The following is a 20,474-nucleotide window of genomic DNA, read 5'->3' on the forward strand; positions in this document are numbered from 1 at the left end:
GGAGGAAGCCGTGGACTATGGGCAGCAGTTGTCGGCCGCTCTGCGGGACAGGCGAAGGCAACTGGGGATCTCCCAGACCGAACTCGCCCGGCGGGCCGGCATGACGCAGCCTGGCATCTCCCGCGTGGAACTGGGGGACACGACCCCGACCCTTCCCCTTCTGGCGCGGCTCGCCGAGGCGTTGGAGGCAGACCTCGACATCCGGCTGGCCCCCCTGGACGGAAGGACGACGATGCGCTTCGTGCCCCATCGTCACGCCGACGCGGCGTGACGGCAGGGGTGGTGGCGCTGCGGCAAAGACGTGGAGGGTCTGACCGTCCGCTGTCCCGTTGGCGTCAAACGACGCGAAAATGCCCCCGAAGCGAGCTGCTTCGAGGGCATCGTGGTCAGACTGTGTGGCCAGGGCCGGGGTCGAACCGGCGACCTTCCGCTTTTCAGGCGGACGCTCGTACCAACTGAGCTACCTGGCCGTACTGCACCGTCCCTTGCGGGACGAGCGATCCTGACGGGACTTGAACCCGCGACCTCCACCTTGACAGGGTGGCGAGCTAACCAACTGCTCCACAGGACCTCGACAGAGCCTTACGGCCCTGAACTGTACTACGTTTACTGCCTGGTACTGCGTGCCCCCAACGGGATTCGAACCCGTGCTACCGCCTTGAAAGGGCGACGTCCTGGGCCACTAGACGATGAGGGCTTGCGGCCCGCCCGGCTGTTCTCCAGCGGTCGGGGACGTGAGAAGCATATGGGATGCGGGCGGGAACGCCAAAACGGGTTTGCCGGGGGCGGGCCGGGGGGTCGGGGCCGCGACCAGCGGTGTTGCGCAGCGCGCGGCCCGGGGTGCGGCGCGGGTCAGGACCAGCCGAGCTCGTGCAGCTCGTGATCGTCGAAGCCGAAGTGGTGGGCGACCTCGTGGATCACGGTGGTGCGGACCTCGGCGACGACCAGCTCGCGGGTCTCGCACTGCCGCAGGGTCGGGCCGCGGTAGACGATGATCCGATCGGGCAGCACCCCGGCGTACCACTCGCCGCGCTCGGTGAGCGGGGTGCCTTCGTAGAGGCCGAGCAGGTCGGGGGTGGCGGGGTCGGGCTCGTCCTCGACGAAGACGGCCACGTTGTCCATCATCGCCGCCAGTTGCGGGGGGATCTGGTCGAGGGCGTCGCTGACCAGCGTCTCGAATTCGTCCCGGCTCATGTCCACCCGGCCATTGTCCCGGGCGGGCTGAAGCCGTGCCAGGTGATGGCGCCTCGGACCGGTGCGGTCGGCCGGATCCGCCGGGAGGGTGGCCGTGTCCCCGGGGCGCGACGGGCGTTGGGCACCGCAAGGGGCCGCCGGTCGGTGCGGCCAGGGTGGGGTGCGCGGAGAGGCGGCGGCAATGGTTCCGACGGGTGCGAGCGGACAGCCGGACGAGCAGTCGGGCGGGCGTTCGGGCGGTCCCCTGGGGCGGCGCGGGCGGTCCGCGGTGGCGCGGGTCTCGGTGGCCGCCCGGGTGCGGGCGGCCCGGGCGGCCGCGGGGCAGGGGGCGGACGCCGCGGCTTCGCGCCGGGTGGCCCTGCGGTCGGTGGCGGCGCGGGCGGCGGCGCGCACGGCGGTGCTGGCGCTGGCCGGGCTGACCGCGGCCGGCTGCATGGAGGTGGGGTCGGGGCAGGGACAGCAGCCGGTCGGCCACGTCTCGGGGGTGGCCAGTCCGAGCGGCAGGGCCAGCGGGGCCCCCGGCCAGCCGCGGGCCGGTGGCACCGCCGCCCGCCCGGAGCGCCCCGGCGGCCGGGTTGAGGGGGCGTCAGGGGCGCCCGGCGGGGCTCCGGCCGGCGCGGCCGGCGGCGAGGTGGCTCCGGTGAACGACCCGAGCCCGGGTGTGTCCCCGGCGCCCGGGGCCGGTGGGGGCGTGGTGGCGGTGCCCGCGCCGCCGCCCGAGCCGGGGGCGCCCGCGGCGGCGGGCGGTGCACCCGTGGCGGGCGGCGCGCAGGGCGGCGGGGCCGCCGCCGGTGCCACGGGCGGCATGGGCGGGGGCGCGGCCGGTACCGGCGGTGCGCAGGGCGGCGGCGGCACCGGCGGGCCGACCACGGGCGGCGCCACGGGTGCGGGTGGGGGCGGCACCGCGGGCACCGGCAGTGGCACGGGCGGCACCGGCGGCGGTGGGACGACGGCGAGCCCCGGCTCCTCCGCCGGGGCGGGCGGCACCGGCGGGGCGTCCGGCGGCGCCGCCAGCCCCGGGACCTCCGGCGGCTCCTCGGCGGGGTCGCCTCACCCGTCCGGCGCACCGGCCTCGCCGACGGGTGCGCCGGCGCCCTCCGCGAGCAGTAGTGGGTCTACGACCGGGAGTGCCGGTTCGGCCGCACATTGACCAGGTCGGCCCCCGGGTTTGCCTTCGGAGTGATGGTTCCTCTATGGTGGGAGATCGTTCGTTTGATCCATTTGACTGGCGCCCTCATTTTCACCTGGCGCCCTTGGCGCGTTCCGGCGATCCGTGGCTGACCGCATAGAGGCGGTTGTAAGTCAGAACCCCGGACTTAGGCGCGTGCCACTTCCGGAAGGTTTTGCATTGTCTCTCGTTGACGACGCCCGCTTCGTCATGCCCGCTGACGCCCAGGACGAGGCCCTCGCCGCCGCCGACCTGACCGACACCACCATCGACGCCTCCATCGCCGAGCTCGAGGCCGACGTCGAGAACACCGACGTCGACACCGACGCCGCCGAGGTTGAGGCCGAGGCCGAGCCGACCGTCACCTTCGGTGACCTCGGTCTGCACGACGACGTGGTGCGTGCCCTCGCCAAGCGTGGCGTGACCACCCCGTTCCCGATCCAGGCCGCCACCATCCCGGACGCGCTGGAGGGCAAGGACGTCCTCGGCCGTGGCCGCACCGGCTCCGGCAAGACCCTGAGCTTCGGCCTGCCGCTGCTCACCCGCCTCGCCGACGGCGAGCGCACCAAGCCCAAGCACCCGCGCGGCCTGATCCTGGTGCCGACCCGCGAGTTGGCCATGCAGGTCGCCGACGCGCTGGAGCCGTTCGGCTCGGTGCTCGGCCTCAAGCTCAAGGTCGTCTGCGGCGGCACCTCGATGTCGAACCAGATCTACGCGCTGGAGCGCGGCGTCGACGTCCTGGTCGCCACCCCCGGCCGCCTGCGCGACCTGCTGAACCGCGGCAGCGCCAAGCTCGCCGACGTCCAGACCGTCGTGCTCGACGAGGCCGACCAGATGGCCGACATGGGCTTCCTGCCCGAGGTCACCGAGATCCTCGACCAGGTGCCGGCCGGCGGCCAGCGCCTGCTCTTCTCCGCCACCCTGGAGAACGAGATCGACAGCCTGGTCAAGCGCTACCTGAAGAACCCGGTCACCCACGAGGTCGACCCGTCGGCCGGCGCGGTCACCACCATGACCCACCACATCCTCGTGGTGAAGCCCAAGGACAAGGCCCCGATCACCAACGCGATCGCCGCCCGCAAGGGCCGCACGATCATCTTCGTCCGCACCCAGATGGGTGCCGACCGGGTGGCCGAGCAGCTGATCGAGGCCGGTGTGAAGGCCGACGCGCTGCACGGCGGCATGACCCAGGGCGCCCGCACCCGGGTGCTGGGCGACTTCAAGGACGGCTACGTCAACGTGGTCGTCGCCACCGACGTCGCCGCGCGCGGCATCCACGTGGACGGCATCGACCTGGTGCTGAACGTGGACCCGGCCGGCGACCACAAGGACTACCTGCACCGCTCCGGCCGCACCGCCCGCGCGGGCCGCTCCGGCGCCGTCGTCACCCTGGTGCTGCCGCACCAGCGCCGTGGCGTCTTCCGCCTGATGGAGGACGCGGGCGTGGACGCCTCGCGCCACATCCTGGACCACGCCTTCGACGCCGAGGTCGCCAAGATCACCGGCGCCCGCTCGCTGATCGAGGTCCAGGCGGAGAGCGCCTCGGGCATCGCCGGTGCGGCGGAGCGCGAGGTCGCCGAGATGACCCGCCAGCTGGAGCGCGCGCAGCGCCGCGCCAACGAGCTGCGCGAGGAGGCCGACCGCCTCACCGCGCGGGCCGCTCGCGAGCGGGCCGAGCTGGGCATCGAGGACGAGGCGCCGGTCGAGGCCGCCGAGGGCGAGACCGTCGAGGCTGCCGAGGCCGTCGTCACCGAGCCGGTGCGCGAGGTGCGCGAGCCGCGCGAGGACCGGGTGCCGGCGTACCGCGAGGCGCGCAACGAGCGTCCGTCCTACGGCGACCGCGACCGCGGCGGCCGTGGTGACCGTGACAACCGTGACAACCGCGGTGGCTTCGGTTCGCGTGACCGTGACGACCGCGGTGGCCGTTCCTTCGGCGGTGACCGTGACAACCGTGGCGGTTTCGGTTCGCGTGACCGTGACGACCGTGGTGGCCGTTCCTTCGGCGGTGACCGTCCGGCGCGTTCCTTCGGTGACCGTGACAACCGCGGTGGCTTCGGTTCGCGTGACCGTGACGACCGCGGTGGCCGTTCCTTCGGCGGTGACCGTGACAACCGTGGCGGTTTCGGTTCGCGTGACCGTGACGACCGTGGTGGCCGTTCCTTCGGCGGTGACCGTCCGGCGCGTTCCTTCGGTGACCGTGACAACCGCGGTGGCTTCGGTTCGCGTGACCGTGACGACCGCGGCGGCCGTTCCTTCGGTGGCGACCGCTCCTTCGGTGACCGTCCGGCCCGCTCCTTCGGTGGCGACCGTGACAACCGCGGCGGCGCCGGCAGCAGCCGTCCGTTCGCCCGCCGCGACGACCACCGCGCGGGCGGCCGTCCGCAGGGCGGCTCGTCCTACGGCGACCGCGACAACCGCGGTGGTGGCCGCTCCTTCGGTGGTGACCGTGACAACCGTGGCGGCAGCAGCTTCAACGGCGGCGACCGCAAGCCGCGTTGGAAGAACTGACGCAGTAGCCTGACCGTCCGGCGGGCCCGCTCCACCTCGGTGGAGCGGGCCCGCCGGCGTTTTCGCACCCTCAATTCGCTGGTGGGCGGGGGCGGGTTCGCCCTACCGTCGGACGGATGAGCGGCAGACTGCACCAAGTGGCCCGGGAGAACGAAGAGATCGCCGAGCGCGGGGGCTACCGGGAGCCCGGCGGCGCGACGGTGACGATCGGCGGGCTGCTGGCGGCGGCGCGGGCCGGCACCGTCTCGTACGGGCCGGACGGGCCGGACGGGCCGACCGGGGGCAGGGGGACGGTGGTGCCGGGCCCCGGGCGGCCGGCGATCGAGGTCACCGCGGAGGGCAGCCTCGAGGCCGCGGCCCGGCTGGTGGCCCTGGGCGGCCCGGAGGCCCGGGTCGGGGTGCTCAACTTCGCCTCCGCGCGCAACCCGGGCGGCGGTTACCTGCGGGGTGCCAAGGCGCAGGAGGAGGACGTCTGCCGGACCGCGCTGCTCTACCAGTGCCTGCTGGCGGCGCCGGACTACTACGCCGCGCACCGCGCCAGTGACGACCTGCGCTACAGCCACCGGGTGGTCTTCTCGCCGGACGTTCCGGTGATCCGCGACGGGCGCGGCGCGCTGCTCGCCCGGCCGTACCCGGTCTCGTTCCTGACCTCGGCGGCGCCCAACGCGGGGGAGCTGGCGGTCCGCGGGCAGGGGGAGGACCTGGCGGAGGTGCTGCGGGAGCGGGCCGCCCGGGTGCTCGCGGTGGCGGCCCGGCACGAGCTGCGGCAGCTGGTCCTGGGCGCCTGGGGGTGCGGGGTCTTCCGCAACGACCCGGTGCAGGTGGCCGAGGCGTTCGCGGTGGCGCTGGAGTCCTTCGGGGCGGCCTTCGAGCGGGTGGTCTTCGCGGTCTGGGACCGCGCGCGGGTGTCGGCCAACCGGGCGGCCTTCGAGGCGCGGTTCGGGGTGCCTGACGGGGGCGCGTGACGGGGCGCGTGACGGGTGCCTGGCGGGGCTGCCCGACGGCGGGGTGCCGGGCGGGCCGGCCGGGTCCGTCAGCGGTGGCCGAGGTTGGCGCCGACCATGATCAGGACCCCGCAGCAGGCGAGGACCGTGACCAGGCCGAACATCCGGGCCGCCGGGCCGGTGGTGGCGGAGCGCCGGCGCACGGTGGCGTCGAGGGCGAAGAGCAGCGGGTTCTCCGGCAGGTGGCGCACCGGGACCGGGGCGCCGTCCACCGGGTAGCTCTGGCTGCTCATGGTCTGCAGGTCGGCTCCGAGCACCTCCTCGCCGGCGGCCGAGGTGAAGGCCAGCACCGGGTGGTAGTGGTGCGCGTTGTCCCCGCCGCCATCCACCACGAGCGAGCCGACGATCCGGCCGTAGCTGACAACTCCCTTGTCCCGCAGGGCCGTACACCGCTCGGAGCGGCTCGCCCGGCGGGTCAGCACGGTGGCCGCGCCGAGCGCCACGCCGGAGGCGCCGAGCACCGCGCTGGTGGCGATCGCGTCGGGGTCGGTCCACCGGGTCAGCACCAGGGCGACCGAGCCGAGCGTCATGACCAGCAGGCTGCTCAGCGCGGCGTCGAAGACGCTGGTCTGCGGCCCGGCCTGGAACCGCTCCGGGGCGCTCGGCAGGTAGCGCACGGTGATCGGCTGCCCGGGCCAGCCGGCCAGCGGCACCCGCCCGCAGGACGGCGACCCGATCACCTCGCGCTCGGAGGCGGCATCGGTGAACCGCACCACGGGGACCAGCGCGCCGGCCCCGCCCCGGCGCGGGAGCAGCAGCACCTCGGAGACGGTCCCCTGGACCTCCGTACCGCGCCGCGCGAACCGGGTCAGCCCGAGCGTGATGGCCGGTACGCCCACCACGAGCAGGACCAGACCGGCCCACCAACACCCCAGCAGCACCTCGTGGCCGTCCCGGCCCATCGTCGTCCCCCTGTCCCCCCGACGCCCGCCCCCGCTTGCGGTCCGAGGCCGCCCCGGGCCCTGACGGGTGACTCCGCGTGACCCGTGCGGCCTCCTGGGTAGCCACTCTGATCCTGCCCCGTTCGGGCGCCGCTGTCACCAGGGCCGGGCGACCACCTGCCGACCGGCCGCGCGGTCAGCCCCGACCGCGCTCCGCGAGGGCCGAGGCGGCGGCCACCACGCCGGTCACCGCGAGGACCGAGGGCCAGGCGCCGATCTTCTTCGCCAGCGGGTGCGAGCCGCCGAACGCGGCCACGTACAGACCGGTCAGCGCGGCGGCGGTGCCGGTCCCGGCCGTCCGCCGCCACCGGTAGGCCGCCCCGGCGCCCGCCACCGCCAGCACGGCTCCGCCGAGCTCCCGCTTGCCGCTCCAGCGCGCCGCGCCGTAGCCGCCGATGAGGCCGGTCGCCGCGATCAGGGTGGTCGCCGCCTTCGCCATGGTGCTCTCCTGTCGCTCGAACTCTGCTCGGATGTCTGCCGGATCTTCCCGGTGACGCGCGACGAGCCTAACCCGCCCGCTCCACGCGCCCCTGGGGCCGCCCGGTAAACCGGGTGCGCCGGGCGCGCGGCGGAGGGGAGACTGCCCTGACTGCGGCGCTGGTGAAGGGAGGTGGCGGTGGTGCGGGTACTGCTGTCCGGGGTGGTGGGGTCGACGGCCTACGGGCTGGCGCGGCCGGGCTCGGACGTCGACCGGCTCGGGGTCTTCGCGGTGGCGACCCAGGAGCTGCACGGCCTGCGGCGCCCGGCGGAGTCGGTGGTGACCACGGCGCCGGACCAAACCTTCCACGAGGCGGCCAAGTGGTGCCGGCTGGCGCTGGTCTGCAATCCGACGGCCGGTGAACTCCTCTGGCTGCCCGAGGACCTGTACGAGGAACGCACGCCGCTGGGGTCGGAGCTGATCGGGCTGCGGCGCTCCTTCCTGAGCGCCGGCGCGGTGCGCTCGGCCTATCTCGGTTACGCCGGGCAGCAGTTGCGCAAGCTGCGGACCCGCGACGCCACCCTCCCCGAGACCCGCGCCCGGGCGGCCAAGCACGCGCGGCACCTGGTGCGGCTGGTCGAGCAGGCGGTCGGGCTGCACGAGACCGGCGAACTGCGGATCCGGCTCGCCGAGCCCGAGCGGATCCGGGAGCTGGGCGAGCGGATCGCCGACCGCCCCGAGAGTGCCGAGCCGCTGCTCGCCGAGGCCGAGCACCGCCTCGACCGCCCCGGCGTGCTGCCGGCGGCCCCCGACGAGCGGCCGGTGGAGGACTGGCTGCGCCGGGTGCGCCTGGCGAACCTGACGCCCCTGGCCGCGGCCTGACCGGCCGCCCGGGCGCCCTGCCGCAGAACCTTGCGGCGTGCCGCGGCGCGGTCTGGCATGATGTCCACGATGGAGGGGTGCTAGCTCAATGGGTAGAGCAGCGGACTTTTAATCCGTAGGTTCAGGGTTCGAGCCCCTGGCGCCCCACCGTGAGAGACCAGGTCGGCTCATCGCCGACCTGGTCTTTTTCGTTCCGCGGGGCGGGCCGTCAGGGTGCCCGCAGGGGTGGCGCGATACCGCTGGAGAGGGATCCCGTGTGCCCCTAAAGAGGCACGCTGACCTGCGATGATCCGGGAATCGCCGCAAGCCGGCGGCGTGTTGACGGCTACTGGACGCAGTGCTGGCGCGGATATCCGGGAGGCTTTCATGGGCGGCGTGGACCGAATTGCCCGCGAGTGCGTGCGGCCCGGCGATTCGCCGCGCTTCACACCGGTGGACGAGGCGCACGCCGCCCGGCTCGCCGAGCTCGCCACCGAGCCGCCGCCGATCCTGGTGCACCGGCCGAGCATGCGGGTGATCGACGGCGCCCACCGGCTGCGGGCCGCCGCGCTGCGGGGCGAACCGCTGGTCGCCGTCGAGTACTTCGAGGGGACGGCGGAGGCCGCCTTCGCCCTCGCGGTGGAACGCAACATCGAGGCCGAGGGGCTGCCGCTGTCGGTGGCCGAGCGCAAGGCGGCGGCCGAACGGATCGTCAGGGGCCGCCCGGAGCTCTCCGACCGCTCGATCGCGCAGGGCGTCGGGCTCTCCGCCAAGACGGTCGGCGAGATCCGCCGGCGCGCCGTGGCGGGCGGGGCGCAGGCCAGTACCCGGATGGGCCGGGACGGGCGGCTGCGCCCGATCAACCCGGACGAGGGCCGACGGCGGGTGCTGGAGGTGCTCCGGGCCCGGCCGGGGGCCTCGCTGCGGGAGATCGCCCAGGCGGCGGGTGTCTCGCTGGGGACGGCGCACGGCGTGCGCAGCCGGGTGCACCGCGGCGAGGAGGCGGTGCCCACGCACGCGGCCGTCCAGGCGGCGGCCCGGCTGGCCGCGGCGGAGCGTGGTCCGGCGCCCGCGGCAGCGCCGGCTCCGGCACCTGCGGCGGCGCCCGCGCCCGTCGCGGTGCGGCGCGCCCCCGCGCCGGCCGCCGACCGGTCCAGCGGCTCCCGCTCGGCCGCCCCGCACCGCCCGCACCCGCCGGTGCGCTCGGTCGCCCCGCCGCCGTCGGCCGCACCGCCGGCCGCACCGTCCGCCGCCCCGGCGGCGACCGCCCCCGCCGAGTCGGCCGTGCGCCGCCTAGGCCCGCGCCGGGGGCCGAACGGCCGGTCGGCCCGTGAGCCCTTCGCCGGTCTGGCGCTGCTGCGCCGCGATCCCTCGCTGCGCTTCACCGACCACGGCCGGGCCCTGCTGGTCTGGCTGCACCGCCGTCTGGTCGCCGTCGGCGAGGCGGAGCGCGAGCTCCAGCTGATCCCCCCGCACCTGCTCCCGGTGGTGGCGGAGCTGGCCCTGGAGTGCGCCGAGAGCTGGCGCGAGCTGGCCGACCAACTGCAGGGCCGGGCCCGGCAGATCGGATGACGGTGAACGGGGAAGGAGGAGAGCCGGGGTTACCGGAGGCGGCGCTGGGCAGGCAGCGGGAATGGATCGTGTGGGACGTGAACGGACGACAACGCCCGGGGAGCACGCGGTGCCCGGGCTGATCGACGCCATCCGCATCGCCGTCCGGTCCGGGACGGCCCCCGGGCCGGAGCTGCGGCTCGCCCTGGCCCGGACCGAGGACCTCGCCACCCTGCTGGCGGCCGGCCGCGAGCTGCGCGAACTGGGCGACGTGGACGAAGGTCTGACGTACCGTCGGATCACGGTGCTGCCGAGCTGCCCGCCCGGCGAGCTCGAACCCCTGCTGCGCGCCTGCCTGGTGGGCGCCGGGGTGCGGCCCGGGCTGATCGTCGCGCCGCCCCGGGCCTTCGCCGCCACCCTGGCGGCCGGCGGCCGCCCGCTCGGCGCCGATCTGCTGCTCTGCCTGCTGGACCCGGCGTTCTTCCTGCCACCCGAGCCCGAGCCCGAGCCCGACCACGGCCCCGGCGCCGGAGCCGGCTCCGGCCTCGGCTCCGGACCCGGTTTCGGACCCGGCTCCGCGTTCGACCCCATCGACCCCATCGCCGCCATTGCCCCCGCCGACCCCACCGCGCCCTCCGAGCTCTGGCCGCACCTCGCCGAGCGGCTCGCGGTGCTGCGCACCCTGCTGGGCGCGGCGCTGGGCGCGGGGGAGGCGGTGGTGGTGCTGCACACCGTCCCGCTGCCGCGGGTGCTGCGCGACGCGGTGCTCGGCAGCCGGGCCCGGGCCGCGCTCACCGGGCTCTGGCACCGGCTCAACGCGAGCCTGCTCGCCCTGGCGGACGAGTACCCCAGGGTGCGGGTGGTCGACCTGGTCGGTCTGCTCGCGGAGGCTCCGGTGCCGGCCCGCGCCGATCCGGTGCGCGCGCCTGCCGACCCCCTCGGGCCCACCGCACCGGCGTACTACAGCCCGGGTGCCCTGCTTCTGCTCGCCCAGGAGGTGCGCCGGATCGTGCAGGCGGAGGCGGGGCTCTCACGCCGGGCGCTGGCCATCGACCTGGCGAGCCCGCTCTGGACGCAGGCCGCCGGCGAGCTGCGCCGGACCGTCGAGCGGCTGCGTGACCAGGGCGTTCGCCTGGTCCTGGTGGGCGGCGAGCCGGCGGGCCCGGTCCGTGCGCTGCCGCTGCCGCCGCTGGGCGCCGCCGAACAGCTGCGCCGGGCCGCCGCCGTGCTCGGCCTGCCACTGGAGGCCTTCGTCCACCTGGACGACTCCGCCTCCGAACGCAGCGCGGTGGCGGCCGAGTTGCCCGGGGTCGCGGTCGTCGGGGCCGAGGGCCCGGCCGACCGGCTGGCCCGCGCCCTGCTGCGGCACGGGTGGTTCGACCAGCCATGAGCCCGCCCTGACCGCTGGGTGGTAAGGGTCACAAGTGAACGCTGTACGGCGCGCCGTGCCGAATCGACCCGCAGCCGGGCGATCTGGTCCAGACTGCAACCATGCTGGGGCTACCTGACGACATCCGCGCCTACCTCTTCGACCTCGACGGCGTGCTGACGCAGACCGCGAAGGTGCACGCCGCCGCCTGGAAGAAGATGTTCGACGACTTCCTGCGTGAGGAAGCCCGCCGCACCGGCGACGAGTTCGTGCCGTTCGACCCGGTCGAGGACTACGACCGCTACGTGGACGGCCGCCCTCGTCTGGACGGTACGCGCACCTTCCTCGCCTCGCGTTCGATCGACATCCCCGAAGGCGACGAAGCCGACCCACCGGGCACCCGCAGCGTGTACGGTCTGAGCACCACCAAGAACGACCTGGTGCTGCGCCTGATCCGCGAGCAGGGCGTGCAGCCGTACCCGGGCTCGGTGGAGTACCTGCACCGGTTGCGGGTGCTCGGCCTGCCCAGGGCGGTGGTCTCGTCCAGCGCCAACTGCCGGGACGTCCTCAAGGCGGCCGGCATCGACGGTCTGTTCGACGTCGTGATCGACGGCCAGACGGCCAAGTCGCAGGGCCTGCCCGGTAAACCGGCCCCCGACACCTACCTCGCCGCCGCCAAGGCCCTGGGCATCGGGCCCGAGCACGCGGCGGTCTTCGAGGACGCGCTCGCGGGCGTGGCCTCGGGGCGTGCGGGGGGCTTCGGGACGGTGGTCGGGGTCAACCGGACCGGCCAGCGCGAGGCTCTGCTGGAGCACGGCGCGGACCTGGTGGTGGACGATCTCTCCGAACTCATCGAGGGGGCGGCGCAGTGACCGCACAGGAGGGCTTCGCGGTCGATCCGTGGAGCGTCACCGAACACCGTCTGGACCTGTCGGGCCTGGCCCGCAGCGAATCCGTCTTCGCACTCTCCAACGGCCACATCGGCCTGCGGGCCAACCTGGACGAGGGTGAGCCGCACGGCCTGCCCGGCACCTACCTCAACGGCGTCTTCGAACTGCGCCCGCTGCCCTACCCGGAGGGCGGCTACGGCTACCCCGAGTCCGGCCAGAGCGTCATCAACGTCACCAACGGCAAGCTGATCCGGCTGCTGGTCGACGACGAGCCGTTCGACCTGCGCTACGGCGAACTGCGCGGCCACCGCCGCTCGCTGGACTTCCGCGAGGGAGTGCTGCGGCGCGAGGCCGAGTGGACCTCGCCGGCCGGCCGGACCGTCAAGATCACCTCGGCGCGGCTGGTCTCGCTCACCCAGCGGGCGATCGCCGCGGTGGACTACGAGGTGGAGGCGGTCGACGGTCCGGTCCGGATCGTGGTCCAGTCCGAGCTGGTGGCCAACGAGCAGCTGCCGCAGGGCGGCGAGGGCGACCCGCGGGCGGCCGCGGTGCTGGAGGCGCCGCTGGTCGCCGAGGAGCACCACGCGCACGGCACGAAGGCCGCGCTGGTGCACCGGACCCGCTTCAGCGGACTGCGGATCGCGGCCGGCATGGACCACGTGATCGAGGGCCCGGAGGGCGTCAGCGTCACCTCCGAGGCCCGCGACGACCAGGCCAGGATCAGCGCCACCACCGTGCTCCAGCCCGGCCAGCGGCTGCGGCTGACCAAGTTCATCGGCTACGGCTGGTCGGCCACCCGCTCGGTGCCCGCCGTGCGCGACCAGGTCGAGGCCGCGATCACCGCGGCCCGCTACTCCGGCTGGGACGGCCTGCTGGCCGAACAGCGGCAGTACCTGGCGGACTTCTGGGACAACAGCGACATCGAGCTCGACGGCGACGTGGAGCTCCAGCAGGCCGTCCGGTTCGCGCTCTTCCACGTCCTGCAGGCCTCCGCCCGCAGCGAGGAACGGGCCATCCCGGCCAAGGGGTTGACCGGCCCGGGCTACGACGGGCACAGCTTCTGGGACACCGAGACCTTCGTCCTGCCGGTGCTCACCTACTGCCTGCCCGGCGCGGTCGCCCAGGCGCTGCGCTGGCGGCACACCACGCTGCCGCTGGCCCGCGAGCGGGCGGCCCAACTGGGCCTGGCCGGCGCGGTGTTCCCCTGGCGCACGATCCGCGGCGAGGAGTGCTCGGGCTACTGGCCGGCCGGCACCGCCGCCTTCCACATCGGCGCGGACATCGCGGTCGCCGTGGTGCGCTACGTCCGGGCCACCGGGGACGTGGAGTTCGAGCGCACCTACGGGCTGGAACTGCTCGTGGAGACCGCCCGGATGTGGCGCTCGCTGGGGCACCACGACCCCTCCGGCAAGTTCCGGATCGAGGGCGTCACCGGGCCGGACGAGTACTCCGCGATCGCGGACAACAACGTCTTCACCAACCTGATGGCGCAGAGCAACCTGCGGGCCGCCGCCGAGGCCGCCAACCGGCACCAGCTGGAGGCCGCCGCCCTGGGCGTCGACTCCGAGGAGACCGCCGCCTGGCGGGACGCGGCCAAGGCGATGTACATCCCGTACGACGAGACGCTCGGCGTGCACCCGCAGGCCGACGGCTTCACCCTGCACCAGCTCTGGGACTTCGAGAACACCCCGCAGGAGAAGTACCCGCTGCTGCTGCACTACCCGTACTTCGACCTGTACCGCAAGCAGGTGGTCAAGCAGGCCGACCTGGTGCTCGCCATGCAGATCCGCGGCGACGCCTTCACCGCGGAGCAGAAGGCGCGCAACTTCGCCTACTACGAGCGCCTGACGGTGCGCGACTCCTCGCTCTCGGCCTGCACCCAGGCCGTGATGGCGGCCGAGGTGGGCCAGCTCGACCTGGCCTACGACTACACCGCCGAGGCCGCCCTGATGGACCTGCACGACCTGGGCGGCAACACCCGCGACGGGCTGCACATGGCCTCGCTGGCCGGGGCCTGCATCGCGCTGGTGGCCGGGTTCGGCGGCCTGCGGGACTACGGTGAGGTGGTCGGCTTCCGGCCCCGGCTGCCCGCGGGCCTGACCCGGCTGGGCTTCTCGATGCGGGTGCGCCACCACCTGCTGCGGGTGGAGATCACCCACGAGGAGACGACCTACACGCTGCGCGAGGGCGACAAGCTGCGCCTCCAGCACGACGGCGAGTTCCTCTGGGTGGAGGTCGGCGCACCGGTGCGCCGGCCCACCGGGAAGCCGGTCAGCGGCGAGCGGCCGGTCCAGCCGCCCGGGCGCGAGCCGGCCCGCCGGACCTCCCAGGCCGGCCCGCAGATCGGGGCCGTGCTGTCCGGAGCGGAGCACCTGGCCGCGGAGTAGCCGGACGGGAACGGCCGGGCGACAACGGACGAGCCGCCGCCCCGACTTCGGTCGGGGCGGCGGCTCGGCGTTTTTTGCCTCTGAGGCACATTTGTTGCCTCTGCGGCACAGCAGGTGTGGACTGGTCCCATGACCACCGAACCGCAGGGCGAGCCGGCCCCGGACGAGGGCGAACTGCCCGGACTCGGTGCCCGCCTGCGCGAGCACCGGTTGGCCGGTCGCCTCACCCTGGAGGCCGCTGCCGCCCGGGCCGGGCTCTCCCCAGCGTATCTGTCCCGGCTGGAGACCGGCCGCCGCCAGCCCTCGCTGCCGGTGCTGCTCTCGCTGGCCCGGCTCTACGGTGCCACCGTGGCCGGTCTGCTGGGCGAGCAGACCGCCGCCGCCGACCCCGTGGTGCGCGGCGGCGAGATCGCCCCGGGCCGCGCCGGCGGCTGGGGCTACCGGCGGGCCGGCGTGGCGGGCCTGGCGATGCAGGCGCTGCGGGTGCACATCCCGCCGGGCCTGCAGGACGCGGTGGTCCGGGTGCATGCCGGCGAGGAGTGGCTGCACGTGATCCAGGGCCGGCTGCGGCTGACCCTCGGGCAGACCGGCTACGTCCTGGAGCCCGGCGACAGCGCCCAGTTCGACTCGCTCACCCCGCACCAGCTCGCCGCGGAGGGCAGCGAGGGCGTGGAACTGCTCTTCGTCCACACCCTGGTGCAGAGCCCGGCCAGCGAGCTGTGCCTGCCGGTCCCGACCCGGCCGCACTGACCGCCCGGCCGCACTGACCGCCCGCCTGCACCGAGGCAGACCCCGACACCCCCGGCACGTTTCGGACAAGGAGTTCGACCGATGGCCATCCAGCAGCCCCGCCCCCACTACGCCCCGACCACCGACGGCGGCAAGCGCACCGACCGCCGGGTGCTGATCCGCGTCTGCATCTACCTGGCCGCCGCACACGGCTTCGCGGCCTTCCTCTACCTGCTCTTCTGGCTCGGCGCGCACCGCGGCTGAGTGGTGCTCAAAGCACCCGTGTCGCAGGCCTGTTCACCGCCCGGGAGTCCCTAGGGTGGTTCGCATGACTACCGCGCTCCACCAGCAGACCGTTCCGGCTCCCGCCCCGCGCCTGGCCTTCCCCCAGGCCGCCGGCGGCGTCTACCAGGCCATGCTCCAGCTCACCGGCGCCGCGCACACCGGACTTGACCCAGCGCTGGCCGAACTGGTCAAGATCCGCGCCTCGTTGATCAACGGCTGCGCGTTCTGCATCGACATGCACACCACCGACGCCCGCAAGGCCGGCGAGGAGGAGCACCGCATCTACGCGCTGGCCGCGTGGCGGGAGACCCCGTACTACACCGCCCGCGAGCGGGCCGCGCTGGCGCTGACCGAGGCGGTCACCCTGCTGACCGAGGGCCACGTGCCGGACGCGGTCTACCAGGAGGCCGCCGCGCAGTTCGACGAGGCCGAGCTGGCCCAGCTGATCTCGGTCATCGCCACCATCAACGCGTGGAACCGGATCGCGGTCAGCACCCGGATGAGCCCGGCCCCCAAGGGCTGACCACCGGCGACGGCCGGCCACCGGCTGTTCGCCCGGGCGGCGGTGCGGGGTCCCCCACCCGTACCGCCGCGCGTCGTAGAGTGCGGCCGTGGCCGCCACCCTGAGCACCCTGGACTTCGTCACCCGGCTCGCCGTCGGCGTCGGCTGCGGCGCGCTGATCGGGGTGGAGCGTCAGTGGCGGGCCCGGATGGCGGGCCTGCGCACCAACGCGCTGGTCGCCGCGGGGGCCACCCTCTTCGTGCTGTACAGCGCCTCGGTGCTGGACCCCGGCTCCACCACCCGGGTCGCCTCCTACGTGGTCTCCGGCATCGGCTTCCTCGGCGGCGGGGTGATCCTGCGCGACGGCGCCAGCGTGCGCGGCCTGAACACCGCGGCCACGCTCTGGTGTTCGGCGGCGGTCGGGGTGCTGGCGGCCTCCGGGAACCTGCTCTTCGCGCTGCTGGGCACCCTCGGGGTGCTGGCGGTCCACCTGACCCTGCGCCCGGCGGGCCGGCTGCTCGACCGGGTGCCGCAGGACGACCCGGACGTCGAGGGCGTACGGGCCAGCATCCACCTGCTCTGCGACCGCAAGTCGGAGACGCAGCTGCGCGCGCTGCTGCTGCAGGCCATGACCACGGCCGGGCTGACCCCCACCGGGCTGCGCGCCCGGCGCGAGGACGAGCACACCACCAAGCTGCGCGCCACGGTCGCGGTCGCCGGGGATCCGGCCCGCGCGATGGAGCAGTTGATCACCCGGATGTCGCTGGAGCCGGGCGTGCGCGATCTGTACTGGCACCTCACCGAGGAACGCCAGGATCCCGAGCCCGAGGCGCTCGCCTGAGCGCCGGGCGGCCGGGCGGCTGGGCGGCCGGGCGGGCCGGGCCGCTGCCCGTATGGACGACCGGGGGCCGCTACTGCCCGTCCGACTCCCCGTAGCCGGGCTGCGGCCGGGCCGGCACGCTGCTCATCGAGCGCACGCCGCACACGATCGCCAGGCCCCGGCGCATCGCGGCCAGGCGGGTCAGGCCGGCCGAGCGGACGCTCGCCGGGCGACCGGAGGGACGCGGGGGCACGGCGGCGGTGCGCTGGGCGGGGAACGCGGCGGGGGAGCTCCCGAGGGCCGCGCGGTGGGCGGTGGTCGGCTGCGTCATGGGCCCTCGTCCTTCGCGGGTGAGCCGCGAGCGGACTCGCGGGTGGTACGCCTCGGCTTGCTGCTACCCGGGCGGGGCTCAGTCTGACCTTCGTTCGGCGACGAATCGGTCTCGATCCCTGTCCGAATGCGTACCGGCTGGGACTTTAGTCCCTTTTCCCTAGTGCTATCCGATCAGTCCATAGTCTGACCAGAGGTTCAGCGACAGGGTTGACCAGAGTTTGACCAGCCGTTGCCTCAGGCCCCGTCCGGCCAGGACCGCAGCCCGCTGGTCAGCAGCCCGATCAGCCGCTGCTGGGTCACCCCCAGGTCCTCGCGCAGCTGGAAGGCGCCGGCGATGGTCAGCGAGGCGAAGCCGTGCGCGAGGGCGCGCACGGTGCGGGTCGCGTGCACCGCCTCGGACTCCGCGATTCCGTAGTCCTCCAGCACCCGGAAGATCGCGCCGACCAGCGCGGTGGCCGCGTCGATCAGCTCCGGGTCGGTGCCGGAGGGGCTCTGCGGCAGGGCGGCGTAGCGGTGCGGGTACTCGATCGCGTAGCCGTGGTACGCCCGCAGCAGCGCGTCGACCGCCGCATCCCCGCGCAGCCCCTCGGTCGCCTGCCGGAGCCGGGCCGCCAGGTCGGCGGTGACCCTGATCGCGACCAGCCGGCGCAGCCCGCCCAGGCCGCCGGGCACGTGCTTGTAGAGCGAGGGGGCGGCGACCTTGGCCCGCAGTGCGACGCCCGCCAGGGTCAGGGCCTCGGGGCCCTGGTCGTCGATCAGGCCGAGCGCGTGGTCGACGACGAGGTCGGGGGTCAGTCCGGCGCGGGGCATCAGGCAACCTCGGTGAAGAAGGGGAGCAGGGCGGCGGCGGTGGCCTCGGGGTGGTCCGTCATCGAGTAGTGCCCGGCGCCGTCGATCATCACCTTACGGGCCTTGAGCGCCGCCGCCTGGCGGTCCGCCACCAGCTCCGGATCGGTGAAGTCGGGGTCCTTGGCGCCCATCACGACCAGGGCCGGGCAGCGCACGCCCTCGGTCCAGCCGACCGGCGCGGAGTTGCCCCGGACGTAGCCGCGGGTGGTCCGCTTGCGGCCGGGGGTGCGCGCCGCCCGCACCTGGCGGGCGATGTACTCGCCGTGGTCGGCGGGCTTGGTGGTGGGGAAGGCGACCTTGTCGAGGTAGAAGCCCCAGAACTTCGGGAAGGCGATCACCGCGCTGCCCATCACGTGGACCAGCGCCCGCTTCAGCGCCCCGGCCTCGGGCTGCTCGACGAAGGCGTTCAGCAGGACGATCCCGGCCACCTTCTCGGGGGCGGTGGTGGCGGCCTTGAGCACGGTGGCGCCGGTGTAGGAGTGGCCGACCAGGACGGCCCGCTCGATGCCCAGGTGGTCCAGCAGCGCGACGACGTCCCCGGCGATCGCGGCGGGGGAGTAGTCGTCCCAGGCGGACGAGGACTCGCCGAGGCCGCGCAGGTCCATGGTGATCACGCGCTGCCCCGCGGCGAGCAGCAGCGGGCGCAGGTGGCGGAAGCTGGCGCGCGGCTCCAGCATGCCGGGCAGCAGCACCACCGGGGTGCTGTCCTCGCCGGAGGTGCCGCGGCTGTCGGCGCCGAGCGTGTCGTCGAAGGCGATGGTGCCGCCGGGGAGCTGGAGGAACTGGGTCTGCGGGGCGGTGGTGGCGTTCATGGCGGCCTCCTGGCCTGGCGAACGGTGGGTGCCGGCGGCTTGCCGACACCCACAAAGCTATGGCTAATAGCCATAGCCGTCAACCCCTTCCGCACAGCTGCGCCGGGCAGGCCCTACAGCCCCTCGGCCCGGAACGGATCGTGCTCGGCGAGCAGCTTCTCCAGCCGGGCCTGGTCGACCCGGGTGACGATCTCGCCGGCCTCCTGGCGGTCCCGGACCACCTTGGCGAGGGTGAACGCGGAGGTCAGTGCGTAGAGCAGGCCGAGCGCGAGGAAAGCCCGCATCCAGGAGCTGATGGGCAGGTAGGCGATACCCACCGCGAGGCCGCCGGCGGAGAGGGCGAAGGAGAGGATCGCCTGCACGTAATAAGCGGACGTGGTCCGTGGTTGAACCGTGGAAGTCATACCTGAAGGATGGCCAACTGCCGTGCTGCGCACCTGAGTACGACTACTCAGATCGGGCCCGGGCGGTTCTCGGCATGACGGGAGCATGACGCCCGGGGAATGTGCCCGTTCGACCGGAGCGGCTTGGAATCGCGCGCTCCTGGGATTAACGTTTGATAACGCAGCGCGGTCGGCAACGCCGTACCCGAAACGGCACCGTGCGCCGTCGCCTAATCCACGGACCTGGCCTTCGGGTTGGGCCGGGAGCCGGGGAACCACCGTTCCTTGGGGTGAATCGGATCGTCCTGGGCCGTTGCGGTCCAGGTCGGACCGTAGGAGACCTTCCTGCTCCGAACCCGTCAGCTAACCCGGTAGGCGCGAGGGAAGGAAAGGAGCGCGCCCCCGTGGCGTTGTCGCACTCCCCGGAGAGCCACACGGAATCGGGCACCACCGGCCTGCTCGACCACCCCGACGCGACGGCGGACACCGCCCGGCCCAAGGTGCCCCGCCAGGCGCGCGCCGGTGCCAACTCCGCCGGCCTCCGGCTGGGCAGTGCCCCCACGGTCGTCACCGCGATGGCCGCCGCACTCGGCGCCACCGGCCTGTCGGCCACCGCCGCGGCTGCCGCCACCACCCCGGTGCCGGCGCCCGCCACCACGCTCACCGCTCCCGACCAGCAGGCCGCGGCTCAGTCCGACGGCGCCGCCGACCCCGGCCTCGCGCTCGCCGCCCGGATCCAGCAGCAGGCCGACCAGCGCACCGCCGCCGAGGAGGCCGCCCGGCTGGAGGCCGCCAACGAGGCCGCCGCCAAGCGCGCCGCCCAGGCCGAGGCCGCGGCGCAGGCCGAGGCCACCGCCCGCGCCCAGGCTGCCGCCCAGGCCGAGCAGGAGCACGCCGCCGCGCAGGCCGCCGCCGCCCGGTCCGCCGCGGAAGCCGCTGCCGCGCAGGCCGCTGCCGCGCAGGCCGCCGCCGCGCAGGCCGAGGCCGCGGCCGCCCCGGTCACCGCCCGCCTGCCGCTGGCCAAGTACACCGTGGCCCCGTCCGGTTCGCCCTGGGCCCAGCTGCGGACCGGCCTGGACTTCGCCGCCGCCGCCGGCACCCCGGTCGGCGCGGTCGCCGGCGGCACCGTCAGCTCGGCCGGCTGGTCCGGCGCCTACGGCTACCGGGTCGTCCAGACCCTGCCGGACGGCACCGAGCTCTGGTACTGCCACCTGGCCTCGATCGCGGTGACCGCGGGCGAGGTCGCCCCCGGCACGGTGCTCGGCACGGTCGGCGCGACCGGCGCCTCGCCGAGCCTGCTGCCGGGCGCGGCCCCGATCGGCCCGCGCCTGCACCTGGAGGTCCGCCCGGGCGGTGGCGCCCCGGTCGACCCGGCCGCCTGGCTGGCCGCCCACGGCGCCACCGTCTGACCGCGCCACCGCCCGGCCGCGGCACCGCCCGCGACCGCACCGGCAGCGGCACCCGGCCCCG

General features: G+C 74.7%; 21 protein-coding genes, 4 tRNA genes and 1 riboswitch. Of the genes, 15 read left to right on the plus strand and 10 right to left on the minus strand.

Going from position 1 to position 20,474, the window contains the following annotated elements:
* Positions 1–10: 10 nt before the first annotated feature.
* Positions 11–271 carry a helix-turn-helix domain-containing protein gene (locus OG294_RS21930; RefSeq protein ID WP_327068229.1) on the plus strand — a complete coding sequence of 87 codons (261 nt, stop codon included), beginning with the start codon at positions 11–13 and terminating at the stop codon, positions 269–271.
* A 125-nt stretch (positions 272–396) separates the two neighbouring features.
* Here OG294_RS21930 and OG294_RS21935 read toward each other — a convergent pair.
* The 4 genes from OG294_RS21935 to OG294_RS21950 form a co-directional block, all read right to left on the minus strand.
* Positions 397–470 (minus strand) — tRNA-Phe (locus tag OG294_RS21935).
* A gap of 27 nt (positions 471–497) precedes the next feature.
* A tRNA-Asp gene (locus OG294_RS21940) sits at positions 498–571 on the minus strand.
* A 53-nt stretch (positions 572–624) separates the two neighbouring features.
* A tRNA-Glu gene (locus OG294_RS21945) sits at positions 625–697 on the minus strand.
* Positions 698–852: 155 nt separating this feature from the next.
* Positions 853–1,194 (minus strand): metallopeptidase family protein, encoded by a 342-nt coding sequence (locus OG294_RS21950; protein ID WP_327068230.1) that lies wholly within the window; start codon positions 1,192–1,194, stop codon positions 853–855.
* A 181-nt stretch (positions 1,195–1,375) separates the two neighbouring features.
* On the opposite strand from OG294_RS21950, the gene OG294_RS21955 reads away from it, so the two are divergent.
* The 3 genes from OG294_RS21955 (at position 1,376) to OG294_RS21965 (ending at position 5,835) form a co-directional block, all read left to right on the plus strand.
* Positions 1,376–2,344, plus strand: a complete 969-nt coding sequence (locus OG294_RS21955; protein ID WP_327068231.1) for a hypothetical protein — start codon at positions 1,376–1,378, stop codon at positions 2,342–2,344.
* A 228-nt stretch (positions 2,345–2,572) separates the two neighbouring features.
* Complete coding sequence (locus tag OG294_RS21960; RefSeq protein WP_327071620.1) at positions 2,573–4,870, plus strand: DEAD/DEAH box helicase; 2,298 nt, start codon at positions 2,573–2,575, stop codon at positions 4,868–4,870.
* A 116-nt stretch (positions 4,871–4,986) separates the two neighbouring features.
* Positions 4,987–5,835 (plus strand): TIGR02452 family protein, encoded by an 849-nt coding sequence (locus OG294_RS21965; protein WP_327068232.1) that lies wholly within the window; start codon positions 4,987–4,989, stop codon positions 5,833–5,835.
* 68 nt (positions 5,836–5,903) lie between these two features.
* Here OG294_RS21965 and OG294_RS21970 read toward each other — a convergent pair whose 3' ends face one another.
* Positions 5,904–6,776 carry a DUF3592 domain-containing protein gene (locus tag OG294_RS21970; protein WP_327068233.1) on the minus strand — a complete coding sequence of 291 codons (873 nt, stop codon included), beginning with the start codon at positions 6,774–6,776 and terminating at the stop codon, positions 5,904–5,906.
* A gap of 175 nt (positions 6,777–6,951) precedes the next feature.
* Positions 6,952–7,254 (minus strand): hypothetical protein, encoded by a 303-nt coding sequence (locus OG294_RS21975; protein ID WP_327068234.1) that lies wholly within the window; start codon positions 7,252–7,254, stop codon positions 6,952–6,954.
* A 177-nt stretch (positions 7,255–7,431) separates the two neighbouring features.
* Between OG294_RS21975 and OG294_RS21980 the strand changes: the two genes are divergently transcribed.
* From OG294_RS21980 to OG294_RS22025, 10 genes are all read left to right on the plus strand, one after another.
* Complete coding sequence (locus OG294_RS21980; RefSeq protein ID WP_442789193.1) at positions 7,432–8,115, plus strand: nucleotidyltransferase domain-containing protein; 684 nt, start codon at positions 7,432–7,434, stop codon at positions 8,113–8,115.
* Between the two features lie 74 nt (positions 8,116–8,189).
* Positions 8,190–8,262 (plus strand) — tRNA-Lys (locus OG294_RS21985).
* A gap of 228 nt (positions 8,263–8,490) precedes the next feature.
* Complete coding sequence (locus tag OG294_RS21990; protein ID WP_327068235.1) at positions 8,491–9,666, plus strand: hypothetical protein; 1,176 nt, start codon at positions 8,491–8,493, stop codon at positions 9,664–9,666.
* Positions 9,667–9,775: 109 nt separating this feature from the next.
* On the plus strand, positions 9,776–11,035 hold the full coding sequence (locus OG294_RS21995; protein WP_327068236.1) for a hypothetical protein: 1,260 nt from the start codon (positions 9,776–9,778) through the stop codon (positions 11,033–11,035).
* Between the two features lie 101 nt (positions 11,036–11,136).
* A complete protein-coding gene (locus OG294_RS22000) occupies positions 11,137–11,886 on the plus strand; it encodes an HAD family hydrolase (RefSeq protein WP_327068237.1) in 750 nt (249 codons plus the stop codon).
* Positions 11,883–14,291 (plus strand): glycoside hydrolase family 65 protein, encoded by a 2,409-nt coding sequence (locus tag OG294_RS22005; protein WP_327068238.1) that lies wholly within the window; start codon positions 11,883–11,885, stop codon positions 14,289–14,291. Before OG294_RS22000 ends, OG294_RS22005 begins: the two co-directional genes overlap by 4 nt.
* A 129-nt stretch (positions 14,292–14,420) precedes the next feature.
* Positions 14,421–15,041, plus strand: a complete 621-nt coding sequence (locus tag OG294_RS22010; RefSeq protein WP_327068239.1) for a helix-turn-helix domain-containing protein — start codon at positions 14,421–14,423, stop codon at positions 15,039–15,041.
* Positions 15,042–15,122: 81 nt separating this feature from the next.
* Positions 15,123–15,284, plus strand: coding sequence for a DUF6126 family protein (locus OG294_RS22015; protein ID WP_327068240.1), 162 nt, complete (start codon positions 15,123–15,125; stop codon positions 15,282–15,284).
* A gap of 64 nt (positions 15,285–15,348) precedes the next feature.
* Positions 15,349–15,828, plus strand: coding sequence for a carboxymuconolactone decarboxylase family protein (locus tag OG294_RS22020; RefSeq protein WP_327068241.1), 480 nt, complete (start codon positions 15,349–15,351; stop codon positions 15,826–15,828).
* Between the two features lie 88 nt (positions 15,829–15,916).
* Positions 15,917–16,648, plus strand: a complete 732-nt coding sequence (locus OG294_RS22025; RefSeq protein ID WP_327068242.1) for an MgtC/SapB family protein — start codon at positions 15,917–15,919, stop codon at positions 16,646–16,648.
* Between the two features lie 70 nt (positions 16,649–16,718).
* On the opposite strand, the gene OG294_RS22030 is transcribed toward OG294_RS22025, so the two are convergent.
* From OG294_RS22030 to OG294_RS22045, 4 genes are all read right to left on the minus strand, one after another.
* Positions 16,719–16,958: a hypothetical protein gene (locus OG294_RS22030; RefSeq protein WP_327068243.1), complete on the minus strand. Its 240-nt coding sequence runs from the start codon at positions 16,956–16,958 to the stop codon at positions 16,719–16,721.
* A gap of 236 nt (positions 16,959–17,194) precedes the next feature.
* Positions 17,195–17,770, minus strand: a complete 576-nt coding sequence (locus tag OG294_RS22035) for a TetR-like C-terminal domain-containing protein (protein ID WP_327068244.1) — start codon at positions 17,768–17,770, stop codon at positions 17,195–17,197.
* Positions 17,770–18,621, minus strand: coding sequence for an alpha/beta fold hydrolase (locus OG294_RS22040; RefSeq protein WP_327068245.1), 852 nt, complete (start codon positions 18,619–18,621; stop codon positions 17,770–17,772). Before OG294_RS22040 ends, OG294_RS22035 begins: the two co-directional genes overlap by 1 nt.
* Before the next feature lie 113 nt (positions 18,622–18,734).
* A complete protein-coding gene (locus OG294_RS22045; protein WP_327068246.1) occupies positions 18,735–19,025 on the minus strand; it encodes a YiaA/YiaB family inner membrane protein in 291 nt (96 codons plus the stop codon).
* A 196-nt stretch (positions 19,026–19,221) separates the two neighbouring features.
* Positions 19,222–19,397, plus strand: a riboswitch (cyclic di-AMP (ydaO/yuaA leader).
* Positions 19,398–19,408: 11 nt separating this feature from the next.
* On the opposite strand from OG294_RS22045, the gene OG294_RS22050 reads away from it, so the two are divergent.
* Positions 19,409–20,413, plus strand: a complete 1,005-nt coding sequence (locus OG294_RS22050) for a M23 family metallopeptidase (protein ID WP_327068247.1) — start codon at positions 19,409–19,411, stop codon at positions 20,411–20,413.
* Positions 20,414–20,474: the final 61 nt, after the last annotated feature.

Origin of the sequence: Kitasatospora sp. NBC_01302 (assembly GCF_035976515.1) — a bacterium.
Taxonomy (GTDB): domain Bacteria; phylum Actinomycetota; class Actinomycetes; order Streptomycetales; family Streptomycetaceae; genus Kitasatospora.